Below are 18,494 nucleotides of genomic sequence, written 5' to 3'. Positions count from 1 at the left end.
TCTTAAGACGAAATTACTTAGGCTTAGATAATTTTTTCTTAGGCGATTTCCCGTGTTTCCATAAACTGGATATCCGGGTAACGCTCTTGCGCCATTTGCAGGTTCACACGGTTAGGCGCCAGGTAGACATAATCATCTGCACTATCCAGGCCAACGTTAAAACCGTACTTGTCAGCAATCGCTTTCAGGTCGGCATCTGAGCCTTTCAGCCAGCGCGCTGTGTAACAGTCGTAAGGTTCGAAGATCATATCCACACCGTATTCATGTTCCAGGCGATGTGACACCACTTCAAACTGCAGCATACCTACCGCACCCAGAATCAAATCATTTGAGAGTAATGGACGGAACAGCTGCGCTGCGCCTTCTTCGGACAATTGTTTGAGACCGATTTGCAACTGTTTCATTTTCATCGGGTTCTTGATGCGTGCTCTGCGGAAGAACTCCGGTGCAAATGAAGGGATACCTGTAAATTTCAGCGCTTCGCTTTCAGTAAACGTATCGCCCAGTTTAATCGTGCCGTGGTTGGGAATGCCAATAATGTCGCCGGAATACGCTTCATCCATAATGGTGCGGTCTTGCGCCATAAAGGTGATGGCGTTGTTGACGTTAAGCATCTTGCCGGAAGCAACTTGCTTGATTTTCATGCCACGTTCAAAACGGCCGGAACACACGCGCAGGAATGCAATGCGGTCACGGTGTTTCGGGTCCATATTGGCCTGGATCTTGAATACAAAGCCGGCAAACTTTTCTTCATTGGCTGCTACTGAGCGTGTCGCTGTGTTACGTGCCTGTGGTGGTGGCGACAAGTCTACGACTGCGTCGAGCAGGGATTGCACGCCAAAGTTATTCACGGCAGAACCAAAAAATACCGGTGTTTGCTTGCCATTTAAATAGCGCTCTTGGTTAAACTCATTAGAGGCGCCACGCACCAGTTCAATATCTACGCGTAATTCTTTTGCCTGGTAACCGATTAGTTCATCCAGGCGCGGATTGTCTATGCCTTGAATGGTTTCTGAAGTCCCTTTTTCAGCACGTGGATCGAAAAACAGAATACTGTCAGTCACCAGGTTATACACACCACGGAAAGTTTTACCCATACCGATAGGCCAGGTCATAGGCGCGCATTCCATGCCTAAAGTGGTTTCAATCTCGTCCAGCAACTCGATTGGTGCGCGGCTCTCGCGGTCCAGCTTGTTGATAAAGGTGATGATAGGCGTGTCGCGCATGCGGCAGACGTTGAGCAGCTTGATGGTTTGCGCTTCTACGCCATTGACTGAGTCAATCACCATCACTGCCGAGTCAACCGCTGTCAGCGTACGATAGGTATCTTCAGAGAAGTCATCATGGCCTGGCGTATCGAGCAGGTTGACCATATGCTCACGGTAGGGAAACTGCATCACGGAAGAGGTGACTGAAATACCACGTTGCTTTTCCAGCTCCATCCAGTCAGACGTGGCATGGCGCGCAGCTTTACGGCCACGCACTTCACCGGCGACCTGGATCGCGCCGCCGAACCACAGCAGTTTTTCAGTCAGCGTGGTTTTACCCGCATCCGGGTGAGAAATAATGGCAAAGGTGCGACGGCGTTGGACTTCTTGCTGCAAACTGGACATGAAAAAATAGCGGCTCGTTTAAAAGCCGCTATTTTAACCTATTTGCCTGACGGGGATGGCTGTGAGTAAGCTGATTGCTATTTTCGCATCAGGAAAACCGCAATTGCGATAAATACCACCAGAATAATCAGGCCTTCCACAGGGTGATTCTGTATTTATAGCCTGGCTTAGCTGACTGGCTGTTTCAACTGTTCCAGAATCGCCGGGTTGTCCAGGGTTGAAATATCAGACGTGATTTCTTCCCCTTTCGCCAGGCTACGCAGCAAGCGGCGCATGATTTTCCCTGAACGCGTTTTTGGTAAATTATCTCCAAAACGGATTTCGTCCGGCTTTGCAATTGGACCGATTTCCTTGCCTACCCATTCACGCAATTCAGCGACGATTTTCTTGGCTTCTTCGCCTTCCGGACGCTTGCCTTTTAGCACCACATACGCCACTACAGATTCGCCTTTAATCGCATGCGGTTTACCCACCACGGCGGATTCTGCGACCAGAGGATTTGCCACCAGTGCCGATTCAATCTCCATGGTGCCGAGTCGGTGGCCCGAGACATTCAATACGTCATCTATCCTGCCCATAATCGTGAAATTGCCGGTAGTGGCATCACGCACCGCGCCATCACCCGCCAGGTAGATATTTCCGCCCAGTTCAGCCGGGTAGTAACTGGCTTTGAAACGTTCTGGGTCGTTATAGATCGTGCGTATCATCGATGGCCAAGGTTTTTTGATCACCAGCAGGCCGCCTGTACCCCAAGGCAGGTCATTACCGGTTTCATCCACCACATCGATATCAATGCCGGGGAAGGGCAGGGTACAGGAACCCGGCACCAGCTTGGTCGCGCCTGGCAACGGCGTAATCACATGGCCGCCGGTCTCGGTTTGCCAGAAAGTATCCACGATAGGACAGCGGCTGCCGCCGACTTGCTCGTAGTACCACATCCACGCTTCAGGGTTGATTGGTTCGCCTACCGTGCCTAATAAACGCAAGCTGGATAAATCATACTTGCTTGGATGCGTAGCAGCATCAGATTCACCAGCTTTAATCAGTGAACGAATCGCGGTCGGCGCAGTGTAGAACACGCTAACCTTGTGGCGCTGTATCATTTCCCAGAAACGGCCGGCGTTAGGGAAAGTAGGGATACCTTCAAACACGATCTGCGTCGCGCCCATCGCCAATGGGCCGTAGGTCACATAACTATGGCCGGTAATCCAGCCCACATCGGCGGTACACCAGTAGATATCGTCCGGCTTGATGTCGAATGTCCAGCGCATGGTGTTCATGGCATGCAGCAGGTAACCCGCCGAGCTGTGTTGTACGCCTTTCGGTTTGCCGGTGGAACCCGAGGTATACAGCAAGAAGAGAGGATGCTCGGCATCTACCATCACTGGCTCGCACTCGTCAGGTTTTCCTGCGATCAGGTCATGCCACCAAGCACATTTGCTGTCCCATGCCACATCCTGGCCGGTTTTCTTGAATACAACGATATTGCGGATGCTGTCACAGCCACCCATGGCTATGCCTTCATCGACTGCTTGTTTCAATGGCAGTGTTTTGCCACCACGGTATTGACCATCAGAGGTAATGACTGCGACAGCACCGGCATCAATAATGCGCTCGTTCAGGCTTTTTGCAGAAAAGCCGCCAAATACTACAGAGTGAATAATGCCCAGACGTGCACACGCCTGCATGGCAACAATCGCCTCAATGCCCATAGGCAGGTAGATAATGACACGATCACCTTTAACCAGGTTGAGTGATTTCAGGCCATTGGCAAACTGGCAAACCTGGTGGTACAGCTCTTTGTAAGTGACGTTTTTAACGTCGCCGTTATCCGCTTCAAAGATAATGGCGGTCTTGTTCGGAATGGTGTTCAGATGCTTGTCGAGACAATTGGCAGAAACGTTTAATTCGCCATCTTCAAACCACTTATAGAAAGGCGCCTGCTCTTCATTCAGGGTTTTGGTGAATGGTTTGTGCCAGATCAATAATTCGCGTGCCAGATTGGCCCAGAATCCTTCGTAGTCCTGTGCAACTTCTTTGCACAAACGGTTGTATTCCTCCATGCTGCCCACGGCTGCCTGGCTGGAAAAAGCTGCGCCCGGTGCAAACACGCGGTGTTCATGAAGTACAGATTCGATAGACATAGCGTCCCCCAAAAATCGATGTCAAAAAATGAAAGTCTGAGTGAACCTCAGGTATTATTATTCTGGTTCTGATTGACCAACTCTCCGAGCACACAAAACACCCTCATAAAAGCGATATCTCATGCAACAGCTTGCCGAAATTCTAACAGAAAAGCAGGTGCCGTCCACAGAAGCGGCCTATTTGCTACATGCGGCGGCATGCAGCCCGTTTTTTGCCAGATTCGTTACAAGAAATACAGATTCCCTGACTGATCTGTTAGATAACTTATACAAGACCTATAAGACTGAAGATGTCGCGGCGCTGTTTGCCAATGAAAAAAATCAGGTAGAAACGGTTTTTTTGCAACAAATCAGGCAGATACGCCAACGGTTGATGGCGCACATGATAGTGCGCGACCTGAATGGTCTGGCTGATTTTGAAGAGGTCGTGGAGACCACCAGTGCACTGGCGGAAGCTGCGATTGCCGCGGCGGCAGATTTCTATCATGCAGAACTGACCAAGACTTATGGTACACCGCGTAATGCGCAAGGTCATTCTCAACAATTGATCGTTGTTGGCATGGGCAAGCTTGGCGGGCGTGAACTGAATGTGTCTTCCGATATAGACCTGATTTTTGCCTATGAGCATGAAGGCGACACCGATGGTGAAAAATCCATCAGCAACCAGGATTTTTTTACCAGGCTGGGTAAAAAATTAATTGTGGCGCTGGATGATGTGACTGCTAATGGTTTCGTGTTCCGCGTGGATATGCGCTTGCGTCCCTATGGTTCTGAAGGTGCGCTGGTTTGTAACCTTGATGCGCTGGAAGATTATTACCAGAATTACGGACGTGAGTGGGAGCGCTATGCCTGGATTAAGGGGAGAGTGGTCTATGGGCCAGCCCAAGCATTGAATAAGCTCATCCGGCCATTTGTATTCCGTAAATACCTGGATTTCAATGCTTATGCCTCAATGCGTGACCTGAAAACACAAATCCAGCGCGATGTGGTGCAGCGGGGCATGTCAAACAATATCAAGCTGGGTCGCGGTGGCATACGCGAAGTTGAGTTTATTGCACAGGTGTTCCAGTTGATCCGTGGCGGGCAGTTGCCGGATTTGCAGATCAAACCAACATTGGCTGTGCTGGCGCGTCTGGCGGAACGCGGCATGTTGCCTGCGGAAGATGTCGCAGCACTCACAGAAAGTTATATCTACCTGCGTAACCTGGAGCATCGGTTGATGTATATCGATGATCAGCAGACGCAGGATCTGCCGGATTCTGAAACCTATCGTGGCTACCTGTTATGTATGCTTAAACATGAAAGCTGGGAAGGTTTCATCGTCGAGCTGAATCAGCACAGGGATAGGGTGCAGCGATTCTTTGATGATACTTTTAAGGATCAGAAAAGTAATGATCCGCAAGCGAACGATTTGGAACAGGAAGTTGCCATCTGGCAGGGTACGATTGCGGCGAGTGAAGCCGGGCAATGGTTGCAGGAAAAGGGCTATACCCGGCCTGCCGATATCGTCCAACTATTGCAAACCACGCGTGCCAGCCAGAGAATCCAGCAATTACCCGAGCAGAGCAAACGTCGCCTAGATCAACTGATGCCGTTGCTACTGCGTGAGGCGATACAGCAACAAAGCATAGCGCCAGACACGGCATTGATACGTACGCTGGATTTACTGGAAAGTATCTGCCGCCGTGCCAGCTACCTGGCCTTGCTGGCTGAATTCCCCGATGCGTTGGCATTGATAGTGAAACTGTGTGCGGCCAGCCCGTGGATTGCACAATATGTGTCTGCGCACCCGGTGTTGCTTGACGAGTTACTGAACAAACAAACCCTGTTTAAACGACTGGATGCGGCGCAATTAAAAACCGAGTTAATCCAGCATATGACGCATCTGGCGGGTGATGTTGAAGCGCAAATGGATGCCATGCGCCACTTCAAGCATGCCAATGTACTGAAAATCGCCGCACAAGACCTGATGACTGCATTGCCGCTGGAAGCGATCTCAGATGACCTGAGTGCGCTGGCTGAAGTGGTCTTACAGGTCAGCCTGCAAACTGTCTGGCAGAATATTTCGTTCAAGCATAGAGAAACGCCACAGTTTGCAGTGATTGGCTACGGTAAGCTGGGTGGCAAGGAGCTGGGCTATTTATCCGACCTGGATATTATTTTCCTGTATGACGATGATGCCGATAACGCGCAGGAAGTCTATGCGCGTTATGCGCAACGGCTGAATACCTGGTTCAACACCATCACCAATGCGGGTTTGCTGTATGACACCGATCTGCAATTGCGGCCGGATGGCAATAGCGGCCTGCTTGTGAGCAGCGTTACTGCATTTGAGGAATACCAGAAAAACAAAGCCTGGGTATGGGAGCACCAGGCGATTACCCGTGCACGTTTTGTCGCCGGGGAGGCCAATGTCGGCGAGCAGTTTGAGCGTATCCGCCTGCAGCTGCTAAAAACAAAACGTAAGCAGGCAGAGATCAAGCAGCAGATACTGGATATGCGCCAGAAAATGCGTGCCTCGCATCGTTTTGATCCTGCCCTGTTTGACCTGAAGCATGAAGCTGGCGGCATTATCGATGTTGAGTTTATGGTGCAATACCTGGTGTTATTGCATGCGGCTGACTATCCAAAACTGACCGAGAATATCGGTAACATTGCTTTACTCGGTGTGTTGGCAGAAAACAGATTGATTAATGCTGTACTGGCCGAACAAGTACAACAATCTTATCGCCAGTATCGTGCCTGGATACACGCCAGTAAATTACAAGGCGAGCCAGAAAAGGTGGATAAAGCATTGGCAGAGCCATTGCAGAAACCGGTGATTGCGTTATGGCAGGCGGTATTTGAATCCTAGGCTGGCAGGGAGAAAACTCTGATTCTTACGCACCCCAACGTAATCCGGCGGTATGCACCGGGCTATCCCAATGCTGCTTGATTTCATCATCCAGTAAGCAAACACTAATCGATGCGCCCGCCATATCAATCGCCGTAATATAGTTGCCGACCAGGCTGCGGGCGACCGTAAAGCCTTTTTCTTTGAGCAGTTTGGCGGCGGTGTTGTATATCAAATACAGTTCCATTAATGGCGTCGCTCCCAGGCCATTCACCAGTAATAGAATTTCACCCTTTAACGGCAATTGTTTAGCTTCAATGTCATGCACAATCGCAGCCACCATATCATTGACAATAGCATCTGCCTCTCGCATCGCTTCCCGTCGGCGGCCTGGTTCACCGTGAATGCCAACACCCATTTCAATGTCGCTGTCTGAAATATCAAAAGTAGGGCGGCCCGCAGCCGGCACCGTACAACTGGTCAACGCTGCACCTATGCTGGATGTGCGAAGATTGATTTTTTCACCCAGTACTTTGCATGCTTCTAAATTTGCACCGGTTTCTGCCAGGCTGCCTACACATTTCTCAACAATCACGGTACCGGCCACACCACGGCGACCAGTAGTGTAGGTGCTGTTCACTACGGCACAGTCATCTGAGGTGTAGATCGTGGCATGTTCAAATGACAGCATTTCTGCCGCCATTTCAAAATTCATCACGTCACCGGCATAATTTTTCACAATAAACAGCACCCCTTTGTCAGCATGCACTGCTTCTGCAGCCGCCAGCATCTGGTCTGGTGTGGGGGAAGTGAATACCTGGCCAGGGCAGGCGGCATCCAGCATGCCTTTGCCGACATAGCCTGCATGCAGGGGCTCATGCCCGGAACCGCCGCCGGAAATCACGGCAACCTTGTTTTGCGCTTTCTGTTTGCGTTTGACAAAAGTGGGCTCAAACTGCACCTCTACCAGATTGGCATGCGCAGTGGCGAATCCGGTCAGGCTTTCAGCCAGCATATGATCTACATTATTCAGAAATTTTTTCACTTTGATTCTCCCGTGGGCTTGCTTATGTTGGCATCGCAGACTGATTGTTGGTTAATGCGCTTTTGCCAGGATCTGGTCGCACACCGCGTGTATCATCACTTCACAGCTTTTAGCCCCGGCATCCAGATGGCCAATGGCGCGCTCGCCCAAGCCCGATGCCCGGCCTTTGGTGGCAAGCAGGTTGCGTGTGGATTCCAACCCTTCGCTGGCGACTGTCTTTAATATTGTGGCAATTTCTTTGGCTGGTTTGTCTTGCCCGGCCAGTTGCTTGAAAGTATCGGCAACCGGAATCAATACATCCAGCATGGTTTTTTCACCGGCCTGTGCCTTGCCACGCTGCATAATAGCCTGCACGCCTGACTCAAAAGCCAGGGCGATGTCTTGGATGGTTGCTGTCTCGGTCGTCTTCAGAATTTTGCCCATGCTCATAAAAAAGCTGGCAAATAAGGGGCCGGATGCACCACCGATTGTGCTTAGCAATTTCATGCCTATCTTATTCAGCGCATCGGCAGCCGATAAAGGTGCTAGTTCTGCCGAGATAGTAGCAATCGCCTCACAGCCGCGCTTCATATTGATATAGTGGTCGCCGTCACCGATTTCCCGGTCCAGGCTTTCGATGTCGGCTTCATGCGCTAAAATAGCAGCACGGATGGCTGCAGCCATGTGATTGATGGTGTCGCTATTGATCATAAGTGTGGTGTCATCATCCATAGTGCCAGTCAGGGAGCTGGCAGGTGAAACAGTTACGCAACGGCGATCATGCAGTAAAAGCCTGTTTTTTCGTCTGCCGCGCTAGGTGTTTTACTCGCTAGCGTTTAAAATACCGTCGCTGTCCTCGTGGTGAAACAGGATATCACCAGCCCCTCCTAAGGGCTAGTTTCAGGTTCGAGTCCTGACGGGGACACCCATTCCGCATGAATTATCGTGGTAAGTGCTTGAAAACAAGCGTTTTCTACCATATAATTGCGGATTGACTTTTTTGTCAATTAACTTGGCATGTATTCACATAGGGTGCCCGCAAGGGTGTTATTGAATGCATGTGAATGAATAACCCTTTGAAATAGAAAGACTTATTATGTCAGTGACTATGCGTCAAATGTTGGAGGCTGGTGTTCACTTTGGTCACCAAACTCGTTACTGGAACCCGAAAATGGCTGAGTTCATTTTTGGCGATCGTAACAAAATCCATATTGTTAACCTTGAAAAAACCCTGCCATTATTTGAAGATGCACAAAAATACGTGCGTACTCTGGCAGCCAACAAGGGCCGTATCCTGTTCGTAGGCACCAAGCGTCAAGCCCGCGACATCGTTAAAGAAGAAGCACAGCGTGCTAGCTGCGCATACGTTAACCACCGCTGGTTGGGCGGTATGTTGACTAACTTCAAAACTGTTAAACAATCTATCAAGCGTTTAACTGAGTTTGAAAGCATGATGCAAGATGGCAGCATCGACAAATTCGGCAAAAAAGAAGCGTTGGGCATCAAACGCGAAATCGAAAAACTGGAGCGTTCCATCGGTGGCATTAAAGAGATGGGCGGCTTGCCAGATGCGATTTTTGTGATTGACGTTGGTCATGAAAGCGGCGCAATCACTGAAGCACGTAAACTGGGTATTCCAGTGATTGGTATCGTTGATACCAACAACTCACCAGATGGCATCACTTACGTGATTCCTGGTAACGATGACTCATCCCGCGCGATTCGTTTGTATGCACGTGGTATGGCTGATGCAGTGCTGGAAGGCCGTGCTAACGCGATTTCTGAAATCGTGAAAGCAGCGCAAGAAGAAACAGCACCAGCTGCAGCGCCTACAGAGGCTGTCGCCGAGTAATCACTCGCAGCGAAAAAAGGGGCTATGCGCCCCTTTTTCTATTGCATCGCGTGCAATATGACTGACACACAGTCAGTGTATTGTTGATAAAGAATATTTAGTAAATCCTCAAGCAGGAATCCTAACAAAAGGAGTAGTAAATGGCTGAAATTACCGCAGGCATGGTGAAAGAGTTACGTGAGCGCACCGATGCCCCAATGATGGACTGTAAAAAAGCATTGACTGAAGCTGAAGGCGATATGACGCGTGCTGAAGAAATTCTGCGTGTGCGTTTTGGTAACAAAGCAAGCAAAGCCGCTGGCCGTGTGGCTGCCGAAGGTACTGTTGGTATCAGCATCGCTGCTGGTGGCAAACTGGGTACTCTGATCGAAGTTAACTCTGAAACAGACTTCTGTGCCAAAAACGAAGAGTTCCTGAAGTTCGTTGCTGACCTTGCACAAGTGGTTAACAAGAATAACCCGGCTGACATTGAAGCGGTTGGTTCAGTGCCTCTGCGTGGTGAAACTGCTGAAGCGGTGCGTGCGCAACTGGTTGGTAAAATTGGCGAAAACATTACGCCACGTCGTTTTGTGCGTACTGAAGCCAAAGGCCAGTTGTACAGCTATGTACACGGTAGCAAAATCGGTGTGCTGGTGGACCTGGTTGGTGGTGACGAGACATTGGGCAAAGACCTGGCGATGCACATTGCTGCTGCTAAACCAAAATCACTGGATGCCAGTGGTGTGGATGCGGCTTTGATCGAAGCAGAGCGTCGCGTAGCGATTGAAAAAGCGAAAGAAGCGGGCAAACCAGACGCAATGCTGGAAAAAATTGCTGACGGTACTGTGCAAAAATTCCTGAAAGAAGTGACTTTGCTGAGCCAGACTTTTGTGAAAGATGACAAACTGTCGATTGAGCAATTGCTGAAAAATAACAATGCAAGTGTTGCTTCATTCACAATGTATGTCGTTGGTGAAGGTATTGAAAAAGTAGTGGTGGATTACGCTGCTGAAGTAGCTGCCGCAGCAAAAGTTTAATTGCTATCAGGCAATATCTAAAAAGTGGAATCTGCGGATTCCACTTTTTTTATGCTTCACGGGTCGGTTTCTAGCCCAAGAAACCGTGTTTTGTGATTAAATAGGCACATTTTGAGTTTGGGAAAAATAGCAATGGCACAACCTGTTTTCAAGCGAGTTCTCCTTAAATTATCCGGTGAAGCGCTGATGGGCGATGATGCTTACGGCATTAATCGCGAGACGGTGAATGCGATTGTTTTGCAAGTCAAAGAAATCGTTGATATGGGTGTGCAGGTTGGCATCGTGATTGGTGGCGGTAATATTTTCCGCGGCATCGCACCTGCGGCCGAAGGCATGGACCGCGCAACGGCTGATTACATGGGTATGCTGGCCACGGTGATGAATGCCATGGCCTTGCAGGATGCCATGAAGCATGCCGGTGTGGCTGCGCGCGTGCAAAGTGCGTTGAACATTGAAGCGGTGGCTGAGCCATACATTCGTGGCAAAGCGATTCGTTATCTGGAAGAGGGGAAAGTGGTGATTTTTGGCGCCGGTACCGGTAATCCATTCTTCACCACCGATACCGCTGCGGCATTGCGTGGCGTGGAAATTGATGCGGAAATCGTATTAAAAGCCACCAAGGTCGATGGTATCTACACGGCAGATCCTAAGAAGGACCCATCTGCGACACGCTATGACAATGTTTCATTTGATGAAGCGATTAATAAAAACCTGAAAGTAATGGATGCCACGGCATTTACTTTATGCCGCGACCAGAAGATGCCGATTGCAGTATTCAGTATTTTCAAGCAAGGTGCCCTGAAGAGCATCATCCTGGGTGAGAATGAAGGCACACGCGTTGAGGCTTGATGTCGTGAACGCGGGTGGAAGTAAAGCAAGATTGGAGAATAAACATGGTTGAAGAAATTAAGAAATCTGCCGAGCAGAAGATGCAGAAGTCACTGGAGTCATTGCGTGCCGACCTGGCAAAAGTCAGGACTGGCCGCGCACATGCAGGCCTGCTGGATCATGTCATGGTTGAATACTATGGCTCATATGTGGCTGTTAACCAGGTTGCCAATGTAAATCTGGGTGATGCCCGTACCATCAACGTCCAGCCTTACGAAAAAAACATGATTGCAAAAGTTGAAAAAGCGATCCGTGACAGTGACCTGGGTCTGAATCCGGCGACTAACGGCGATTTGATCCGTGTGCCTATGCCTATGCTGACTGAAGAGCGTAGACGCGATTTGACTAAAATCGTACGTACCGAAGGCGAGGGCGCCAAAGTGGCAATCCGCAATGTGCGCCGCGACGCTAACGATGCCTTGAAGAAGCTGGTCAAAGACAAGACGATTTCTGAGGATGATGAGCATAGGGCGCAAGACGAAGTGCAAAAGATGACCGATAAAGCCGTGGCAGAAGTCGATAAGCTGTTACAGCAAAAAGAAACGGATCTGATGGCGGTGTAAACTGCCATCTGGCTGAGCGTATATATTTTGGGTTTCTTTTCCAGTTCTACCAAGCAAGTCCCTGACACCGGTGAGCTGCCACAACATGTGGCGGTGATTATGGATGGTAATGGACGTTGGGCAAAAAAAAGGTTTTTGCCGCGTGTAGCGGGTCACCAGCGTGGCCTTGAGTCCGTCAGGCAGTTGGTGAAAATCTGTGTCCGCCTGGATATTAAATTCCTGACCTTGTTTGCGTTTAGCAGTGAAAACTGGCGTCGTCCTTCTGATGAAGTCACCTTCCTGATGGGGTTGTTCCTGGAAGCACTTGAACGCGAAGTCAGCAAGCTGCATGAAGCCAATGTCATTCTCAAGCTGATTGGTGACCGTAGTCCGTTTAACGAAGTATTGCAGCAGAAAATGCTGGAAGCTGAACAAAAGACCGCAGCTAATACTGGCCTGACATTATCTATTGCGGTTAACTATGGCGGCCGTTGGGATGTGGTCAATGCGATGAATGCGCTATTGCAAGCCAGTCCCGAGCCAGTCACAGAAATCAGCGAATCTGACCTGACCCCTTATCTTTCCATGCCTTATGCGCCGGAACCTGATCTGTTTATCCGTACCGGCGGTGAAACGCGTATCAGTAATTTCCTGTTATGGCAGCTGGCCTATACCGAACTCTATTTCACGCCCACTTTATGGCCAGATTTTGATGATACGGCGTTTGAAGAGGCATTAGCTTCCTACCGTCAACGCGAGCGTCGTTTCGGACGCACCAGTGAACAATTCAGTACTAATAGTAGCGCGACGTAATTTATTGATTCTATGTTGAAAACCAGAGTGATTACGGCAGTGGTATTGCTGGGGCTATTTCTCCCGGCGTTATTTTATTTGCCTATGATGTGGTGGGCATCTGCCATGCTGTTGCTGACGCTGGTCTGTTTACATGAATGGGCCGGTTTTTTGAGTTTAAGCCCAATGCAAACCCGTTTTTATCTTGCCTTTTCAACCATCATTGGCGTCAGCATGCTGGTTTTGTTGCAGCAATGGGGGTTCCACTGGTTTTTCTATCATGCCCTGCAAGTATTTATGGGAATGACTTTTTTCTGGTTAATCGTTGTGCCATTGGCCATGTTTTTTAACACCTTTTTTAAACAGCAGGCGGTGAATCTTTTCCTTGGCTGGTGTCTGATGCTGTCATTGTGGATGGCTCTGGTGACCGCGCAGGAAATTAACCCTTACGTATTACTGGTGATTATCTCCACCATCTGGCTGGCGGATAGTGCGGCTTATTTTTTTGGCAAGCAGTTCGGCCGGCACAAACTGGCTCCGGCGATCAGCCCGGGTAAAACCTGGGAAGGCGTACTGGGTGCTTTGCTGGCCGTAGCGGTGTATGCTGTGACTTTGAAAGCCAGCGGTGCGGTATCAACCTGGTGGGTATTGCCAGGCCTGTGGGTGATCACCATTGTGGGTATCTATGGCGATTTGTTTGAATCATTTTTCAAACGCCGCGCCAACCTGAAAGATAGCGGGCAATTTTTGCCCGGCCATGGCGGATTTCTTGACCGTGTTGATGGTGTGATTCCTGCGCTGCCGGTCGGTTTGTGCCTGGTGTTCTGGTTTCATTACTGGCAACAGTCTTACTCATTTTAAAAGGCCACTTTGCAATACGTCACCATATTGGGTAGTACAGGCACCATCGGGCAACAGACGCTGGATGTGATTTCACAGCATACTGATCGCTATGCTGTGTTCGCCTTGACCGCCCACCAGAATGTGGACGTTATGTTGCAGCAGTGTGTACGCTACCAGCCGCAATATGCAGTGATGCAGGATGCAGAGGCTGCGCAACGTTTACACCAGCGACTACAGGCTGAAGGTTTTACGATTCAAGTGCTTTCCGGCATGGAAGGCATGATCGAAGTCTCGGCGCATGAAGCCGTGCATGCCGTGATGGCCGCCATTGTCGGCGCTGCCGGGTTGTTACCTGTGCTGGCCGCTGCCAAGTCTGGCAAAAAGATATTACTCGCGAATAAAGAGACTCTGGTCATGGCTGGCCAGTTATTCATGGATGCGGTCAAGCAAGGGCAAGCGACGCTGCTGCCGATAGATAGCGAACATAACGCCATCTTTCAGGCCATGCCCGGGCAGCCGTATGATGACCTGGCCGAAGTAGGTGTGAACCAGATTATCCTGACTGCTTCTGGCGGCCCGTTCCGCTGTTACACCAAAAAGCAACTGGGCGAAGTGACGCCAGCACTGGCACTGCAGCATCCAAACTGGGTGATGGGTGCCAAAATCACCGTCGATTCTTCTACCCTGATGAATAAGGGCCTGGAAGTGATCGAAGCACATTGGTTATTCAATGCGCGTCCGGAGCAGATTGAAGTGGTGGTGCATCCGCAAAGCGTGATTCATTCCATGGTGTCTTACGTTGATGGCAGTATCCTGGCGCAATTGGGTAACCCGGATATGCGCACGCCGATCGCTTATGGACTGGGTTACCCGGAGCGCATTGCTTCAGGCGTGAAGCCCTTAAGTCTGGTTGAGATCGCCAAACTTGAATTTGAAGCACCTGATACTGACCGTTTCCCCTGTCTGCAACTTGCCTATGATGCCCTGGCTGTAGGCGGAACTGCACCCGCCGTGCTTAATGCGGCCAATGAAGTAGCAGTGGCGGCTTTCCTGCGTGATGACATTCATTACCTGGATATCCCTCGCCTGCTGGATGACACGCTGCAAAAACTGCCTGTCGAAAAAGTCACTTCTATCGATCAATTGCTGGAAATCGATGCCCAGGCGCGTGCCTGTGTCCAGAAGGCCATTAGCAAAACCTCAATCACCCATGCCTGTAAAGCGGTAGCGCTATGATGTCAGCATTGGCATTTATCGTTGCCATCGGCGTGCTGGTGACCATACACGAGTTCGGTCATTATCTCGCGGCACGCAGCTGTGGCGTCAGGGTGCTCAAGTTTTCAATTGGTTTTGGTAAACCTGTTCTCCAGTATCAGCACACGCCGCAATCTACTCAATGGGTATTATCGTGGATCCCCCTCGGTGGCTACGTCAAAATGCTTGATAGCCGCGATACCGAGTCACTCACGTCAACCGAACTTCCAGCCACAACGACCGACTGGTCCCGCGCGTTTGACCGCCAAAAAGTGGCTGCCAAAATGTGGATAGTATTCGCCGGGCCATTGGCTAATTTGTTGCTGGCCTTTGCCTGTTACTGGGGCCTGATTGCGCAAGGCGAAGTGGGCCTGAAACCTTACATCGGGCCGGTTGAATCCGGCTCACTGGCAGCACAAGCAAAGTTGCGCTCAGGCGACCTGGTTGTTTCCCTGGATGGCAAGCCGATAGGCACCTGGCAAGATGCCCAATGGCAACTGCTCGAGGCCTGGATGGCACACCGTTCACTGAACGTGGTGACGCGTACAGTGCAGGGTGACTCGCATACACATGTGTTGCCTATGTCAAAGTTGCCTGGCGAGCCTGAAGGCGACGTCTTGCAAAAGGTAGGTATTTCCATGCTGATGCCTGTGATCCCTGCCGTGGTGGGCGAGGTACTGCCCGGTTCGGTTGCGGAAAAAAGTGGATTGCAGATTGGCGATCATATTCTCAGGGTGAATAACAAACCGGTCGAAGACTGGCAACAGTTCGTCAAACTGGTCAGGGCCAATCCGTCACTGCCATTAAAAGTGGAGTACCAGCGGAGTGGTGAAATCTTGCAGGTTAAATTGCTGCCTGAAGCGGTAGTCGAAGCAGGGCAAAAGATTGGCCGTCTGGGTGCCGGGGTCAATATGGATGCGGTGGACCTGAAGCCTTACCGGGTAGAACGACACTACACAGTGGCTGAAGCTGCAGTCCGCGCAGTGCACAAGGTAAAGGAAACCATTGTCTTTACATTGAAAATGATAGGTAAAATGCTGACCGGGCAAGCGTCCCTGAAATCAATCAGCGGTCCTGTCAGTATTGCCGATGCAGCCGGTGAAACGGCCGGATTGGGCCTCAAGCCTTATATCGGGTTTATCGCATTGCTGAGTATCAGCATCGCAGTCATGAATCTGCTACCAATACCAGTATTGGATGGCGGGCATTTGTTGTATCATATGGCGGAATTGATTCGAGGAGAACCTTTGCCTGACAAGGTTCTGGAGATTGGCCAGCGCCTTGGTTTGGGGTTATTGGGTGCATTGATGTTTATTGCGTTTTTTAATGACATTAATCGTTACCTGGTAGGTTGAGAGCATAGTTAATGAGAATAAAGTCTAGTTCCAAGTTATTGTTGTGCCTGTTAACAGCAATTATCCATCTGAAAGCCTACGCGACAGAGCCGTTTGTCATTTCTGACATTCGCGTCGAAGGCTTGCAACGTACCGAAGCCGGTACGGTGTTCAATTACCTGCCAATGCAGGTAGGCGATGTGATGAGCGACGAAAAAGCCGCACAGGCGATTAAATCCCTGTATTCCACCGGATTTTTTAAAGATGTACGTATTGAAAATGAGGGCGATGTACTGGTGGTGACAGTGCAGGAACGTCCTTCCATTTCACAGATTGACTTTAGCGGTAACAAATCTTTCCCTACGGATAAGATGAAAGAAGGCCTGAAACAGATAGGCATCGCCGAAGGCCAGATTTTTGACAAGGCACAACTCGACCGGGCCGAGCAGGAAATCAAGCGTCAATATCTGTCGCAAGGTAAATACAGTGCCGAGGTGAAAGCCACTTCCAGTCCGCTGGAACGTAACCGCGTGTCTATCCGTTTTGAGATCACAGAAGGCCCTGCTGCCAAAATCCGCGATATCAATATCGTCGGTAATCACCTGTTCACCACTGAAGATCTACGCGCCAACTTTTTGCTGACGACGCCAAACTGGATGAGCTGGTGGAACAAGGATGACCAGTATTCCAAACAAAAACTGACGGCTGACCTTGAAGCACTGCGTTCTTTTTATATGAACCAGGGCTATCTTGAGTTCTCCATCGATTCCACACAGGTATCGATTTCACCTGACAAGCGTGACGTCTACATCAACGTCAATATCACTGAAGGCGAAAAATATAACATCAGCAAAACCAAGCTGGCTGGCGAAATGCTGTTGCCTGAAGAAGACTTGAGGAAACTGATCAATATTCAAGACGGCGATGTATTTAACCGTCAAAAAGTGACTGATGCGAGCAAGAATATCAATGACAAGCTCGGTGAAGAAGGCTATGCGTTTGCCAATGTCAATGCGGTGCCTGAAATCAACAAGCTGGAGCACACAGTAGCCTTTACCTTCTTTGTCGATCCGGGTCGCAAGGTGTATGTACGCCGTATCAATGTACAGGGCAATACCAGAACGCGTGATGCAGTGGTACGACGCGAAATGCGCCAGCTGGAATCAGCCTGGTATGCCGGTGACAAGATCAAGCGTTCCAAAGAGCGTATCCAGCGCCTGAACTTCTTTGACAGCGTTGAACTGGAAACGCCATCCGTCCCGGGCATTAACGACCAGGTTGACATGACCGTGACAGTAGCTGAAAAAGCGACCGGTAGCGTGCAGTTCGGTGCCGGTTTATCCAGTAGTGATGGTGTGGTACTGGGCTTTAACGTCAACCAGCCTAACTTCCTGGGTACTGGTAACCGCGTGGCTTTGCAAGTGAACACCAGTAGCTACAACACTGTGTATTCACTGTCTTACACTGACCCGTATTTCACACCGGATGGCATCAGCCGCGGTTTTGATGTCTATCGCCGCGATGTGGATACCAGCAGGAGAAACTCCTCCACTTTAAACGTGGGTAACTACAATAGCCAGTCTTACGGTGTAGGTATGCGTTTTGGTATGCCACTATCTGAAATGGACTTCCTCAGCGCCGGGGTCACACTGGATATGACCAGTGTGGATCTGTCTGCTGACAGCCCGATCCAGTACTTGAGATTCTGCGAAAACAGCAGTGGTTGTAGCAGTAACTCTATTGTCTTAAACGCTGGATGGACCTTTGACTCCAGGGATAATATCCTCTTCCCAAGACGAGGTGTGTTGCAGCGGTTGTCAGGTGATGTTTCATTGCCAGGGCTGGATCTGCAGTACTACAAGATGAGTTACCAACATAGCTGGTTCAAAGACATGGGTAAAGATTTTACCCTGATGTTGAATGGCGAAGCCGGTTATGCAAAAGCCTACGGTGGTAAAAATTATCCGTTCTTCAAGAACTTCTATGCCGGTGGTGTGAACAGTGTGCGTGGTTTCCTGAACTCTTCATTAGGTCCGCGTGATGTTAACCCGATTTCTGGCTCTGATTTTGCGATTGGTGGTACCAAGCGTTTGGTGGGTAATATCGAATTATTCATGCCGGTGCCTTTTGTGTCGCAGTCTAACCAGTTCAGGTTAAGTGCATTCGTAGATGGTGGTGGTGTTTTCGGTGAGAATGATCCCATCAGTTCTGAATATCTGAGATTCTCTACCGGTGTAGGTGTGACATGGGTTTCCCCATTTGGTCCGCTGAAGCTGGTGCTGGCCAAGCCGCTGAAAGAAAAAGAGAACGACGATACACAGACACTACAATTCCAGTTTGGACAGCAGTTTTAATGGCG

General features: G+C 49.9%; 14 protein-coding genes. 10 read left to right on the top strand and 4 right to left on the bottom strand.

Annotated elements, in window-relative coordinates; genetic code table 11:
• Positions 1-38: 38 nt before the first annotated feature.
• Positions 39-1,613 (bottom strand): peptide chain release factor 3, encoded by a 1,575-nt coding sequence (locus ACFQ2T_RS04070; RefSeq protein WP_379030859.1) that lies wholly within the window; start codon positions 1,611-1,613, stop codon positions 39-41.
• Positions 1,614-1,780: 167 nt separating this feature from the next.
• Positions 1,781-3,757, bottom strand: coding sequence for an acetate--CoA ligase (gene acs / locus ACFQ2T_RS04065; protein ID WP_379030856.1), 1,977 nt, complete (start codon positions 3,755-3,757; stop codon positions 1,781-1,783).
• A 121-nt stretch (positions 3,758-3,878) separates the two neighbouring features.
• Here acs and glnE point away from each other — a divergent pair, with 121 nt between their 5' ends.
• Positions 3,879-6,611, top strand: a complete 2,733-nt coding sequence (gene glnE / locus ACFQ2T_RS04060; RefSeq protein ID WP_379030853.1) for a bifunctional [glutamate--ammonia ligase]-adenylyl-L-tyrosine phosphorylase/[glutamate--ammonia-ligase] adenylyltransferase — start codon at positions 3,879-3,881, stop codon at positions 6,609-6,611.
• A 25-nt stretch (positions 6,612-6,636) separates the two neighbouring features.
• Here the strand turns inward: glnE and dhaK are convergent, their stop codons facing one another.
• Complete coding sequence (gene dhaK / locus ACFQ2T_RS04055) at positions 6,637-7,635, bottom strand: dihydroxyacetone kinase subunit DhaK (protein WP_379030850.1); 999 nt, start codon at positions 7,633-7,635, stop codon at positions 6,637-6,639.
• A 51-nt stretch (positions 7,636-7,686) separates the two neighbouring features.
• Positions 7,687-8,322, bottom strand: a complete 636-nt coding sequence (dhaL, locus tag ACFQ2T_RS04050; RefSeq protein WP_379033888.1) for a dihydroxyacetone kinase subunit DhaL — start codon at positions 8,320-8,322, stop codon at positions 7,687-7,689.
• Positions 8,323-8,710: 388 nt separating this feature from the next.
• On the opposite strand from dhaL, the gene rpsB reads away from it, so the two are divergent.
• The 9 genes from rpsB to bamA all read left to right on the top strand — a co-directional run bounded on the left by rpsB (position 8,711) and on the right by bamA (position 18,489).
• Positions 8,711-9,466, top strand: a complete 756-nt coding sequence (rpsB, locus tag ACFQ2T_RS04045) for a 30S ribosomal protein S2 (protein WP_379030848.1) — start codon at positions 8,711-8,713, stop codon at positions 9,464-9,466.
• A gap of 140 nt (positions 9,467-9,606) precedes the next feature.
• Positions 9,607-10,482: a translation elongation factor Ts gene (tsf, locus tag ACFQ2T_RS04040; RefSeq protein ID WP_379030845.1), complete on the top strand. Its 876-nt coding sequence runs from the start codon at positions 9,607-9,609 to the stop codon at positions 10,480-10,482.
• Between the two features lie 132 nt (positions 10,483-10,614).
• Entirely contained in the window at positions 10,615-11,331 is a 717-nt protein-coding gene (gene pyrH, locus ACFQ2T_RS04035; RefSeq protein WP_379030842.1) for a UMP kinase, read from the top strand.
• Between the two features lie 44 nt (positions 11,332-11,375).
• On the top strand, positions 11,376-11,933 hold the full coding sequence (frr, locus tag ACFQ2T_RS04030) for a ribosome recycling factor (protein ID WP_379030839.1): 558 nt from the start codon (positions 11,376-11,378) through the stop codon (positions 11,931-11,933).
• A gap of 27 nt (positions 11,934-11,960) precedes the next feature.
• Positions 11,961-12,725, top strand: a complete 765-nt coding sequence (gene uppS, locus ACFQ2T_RS04025) for a polyprenyl diphosphate synthase (protein ID WP_379030837.1) — start codon at positions 11,961-11,963, stop codon at positions 12,723-12,725.
• A gap of 12 nt (positions 12,726-12,737) precedes the next feature.
• Entirely contained in the window at positions 12,738-13,565 is an 828-nt protein-coding gene (locus tag ACFQ2T_RS04020) for a phosphatidate cytidylyltransferase (RefSeq protein ID WP_379030834.1), read from the top strand.
• A gap of 9 nt (positions 13,566-13,574) precedes the next feature.
• Positions 13,575-14,783: a 1-deoxy-D-xylulose-5-phosphate reductoisomerase gene (ispC, locus tag ACFQ2T_RS04015; RefSeq protein WP_379030831.1), complete on the top strand. Its 1,209-nt coding sequence runs from the start codon at positions 13,575-13,577 to the stop codon at positions 14,781-14,783.
• Entirely contained in the window at positions 14,780-16,156 is a 1,377-nt protein-coding gene (gene rseP / locus ACFQ2T_RS04010) for an RIP metalloprotease RseP (protein WP_379030828.1), read from the top strand. The genes ispC and rseP overlap by 4 nt, the downstream gene beginning before the upstream one ends.
• An 11-nt stretch (positions 16,157-16,167) precedes the next feature.
• Entirely contained in the window at positions 16,168-18,489 is a 2,322-nt protein-coding gene (gene bamA, locus ACFQ2T_RS04005) for an outer membrane protein assembly factor BamA (protein WP_379030825.1), read from the top strand.
• Positions 18,490-18,494: the final 5 nt, after the last annotated feature.

The sequence above is a fragment of the Methylophilus flavus genome (genome assembly GCF_042678905.1).
Lineage (GTDB): Bacteria > Pseudomonadota > Gammaproteobacteria > Burkholderiales > Methylophilaceae > Methylophilus > Methylophilus flavus.
Note: the sequence above shows the minus strand (reverse complement) of the source record. Positions and strands in the feature narration are given on the sequence as shown.

Coding starts and splice junctions, on each gene's coding strand:
- ACFQ2T_RS04070 (WP_379030859.1), bottom strand. CDS start 1,613: ATGTCCAGTTTGCAGCAAGAAGTCCAACGCCGTCGCACCTTTGCCATT.
- acs (WP_379030856.1), bottom strand. CDS start 3,757: ATGTCTATCGAATCTGTACTTCATGAACACCGCGTGTTTGCACCGGGC.
- glnE (WP_379030853.1), top strand. CDS start 3,879: ATGCAACAGCTTGCCGAAATTCTAACAGAAAAGCAGGTGCCGTCCACA.
- rpsB (WP_379030848.1), top strand. CDS start 8,711: ATGTCAGTGACTATGCGTCAAATGTTGGAGGCTGGTGTTCACTTTGGT.
- tsf (WP_379030845.1), top strand. CDS start 9,607: ATGGCTGAAATTACCGCAGGCATGGTGAAAGAGTTACGTGAGCGCACC.
- pyrH (WP_379030842.1), top strand. CDS start 10,615: ATGGCACAACCTGTTTTCAAGCGAGTTCTCCTTAAATTATCCGGTGAA.
- frr (WP_379030839.1), top strand. CDS start 11,376: ATGGTTGAAGAAATTAAGAAATCTGCCGAGCAGAAGATGCAGAAGTCA.
- ACFQ2T_RS04020 (WP_379030834.1), top strand. CDS start 12,738: ATGTTGAAAACCAGAGTGATTACGGCAGTGGTATTGCTGGGGCTATTT.
- rseP (WP_379030828.1), top strand. CDS start 14,780: ATGATGTCAGCATTGGCATTTATCGTTGCCATCGGCGTGCTGGTGACC.
- bamA (WP_379030825.1), top strand. CDS start 16,168: ATGAGAATAAAGTCTAGTTCCAAGTTATTGTTGTGCCTGTTAACAGCA.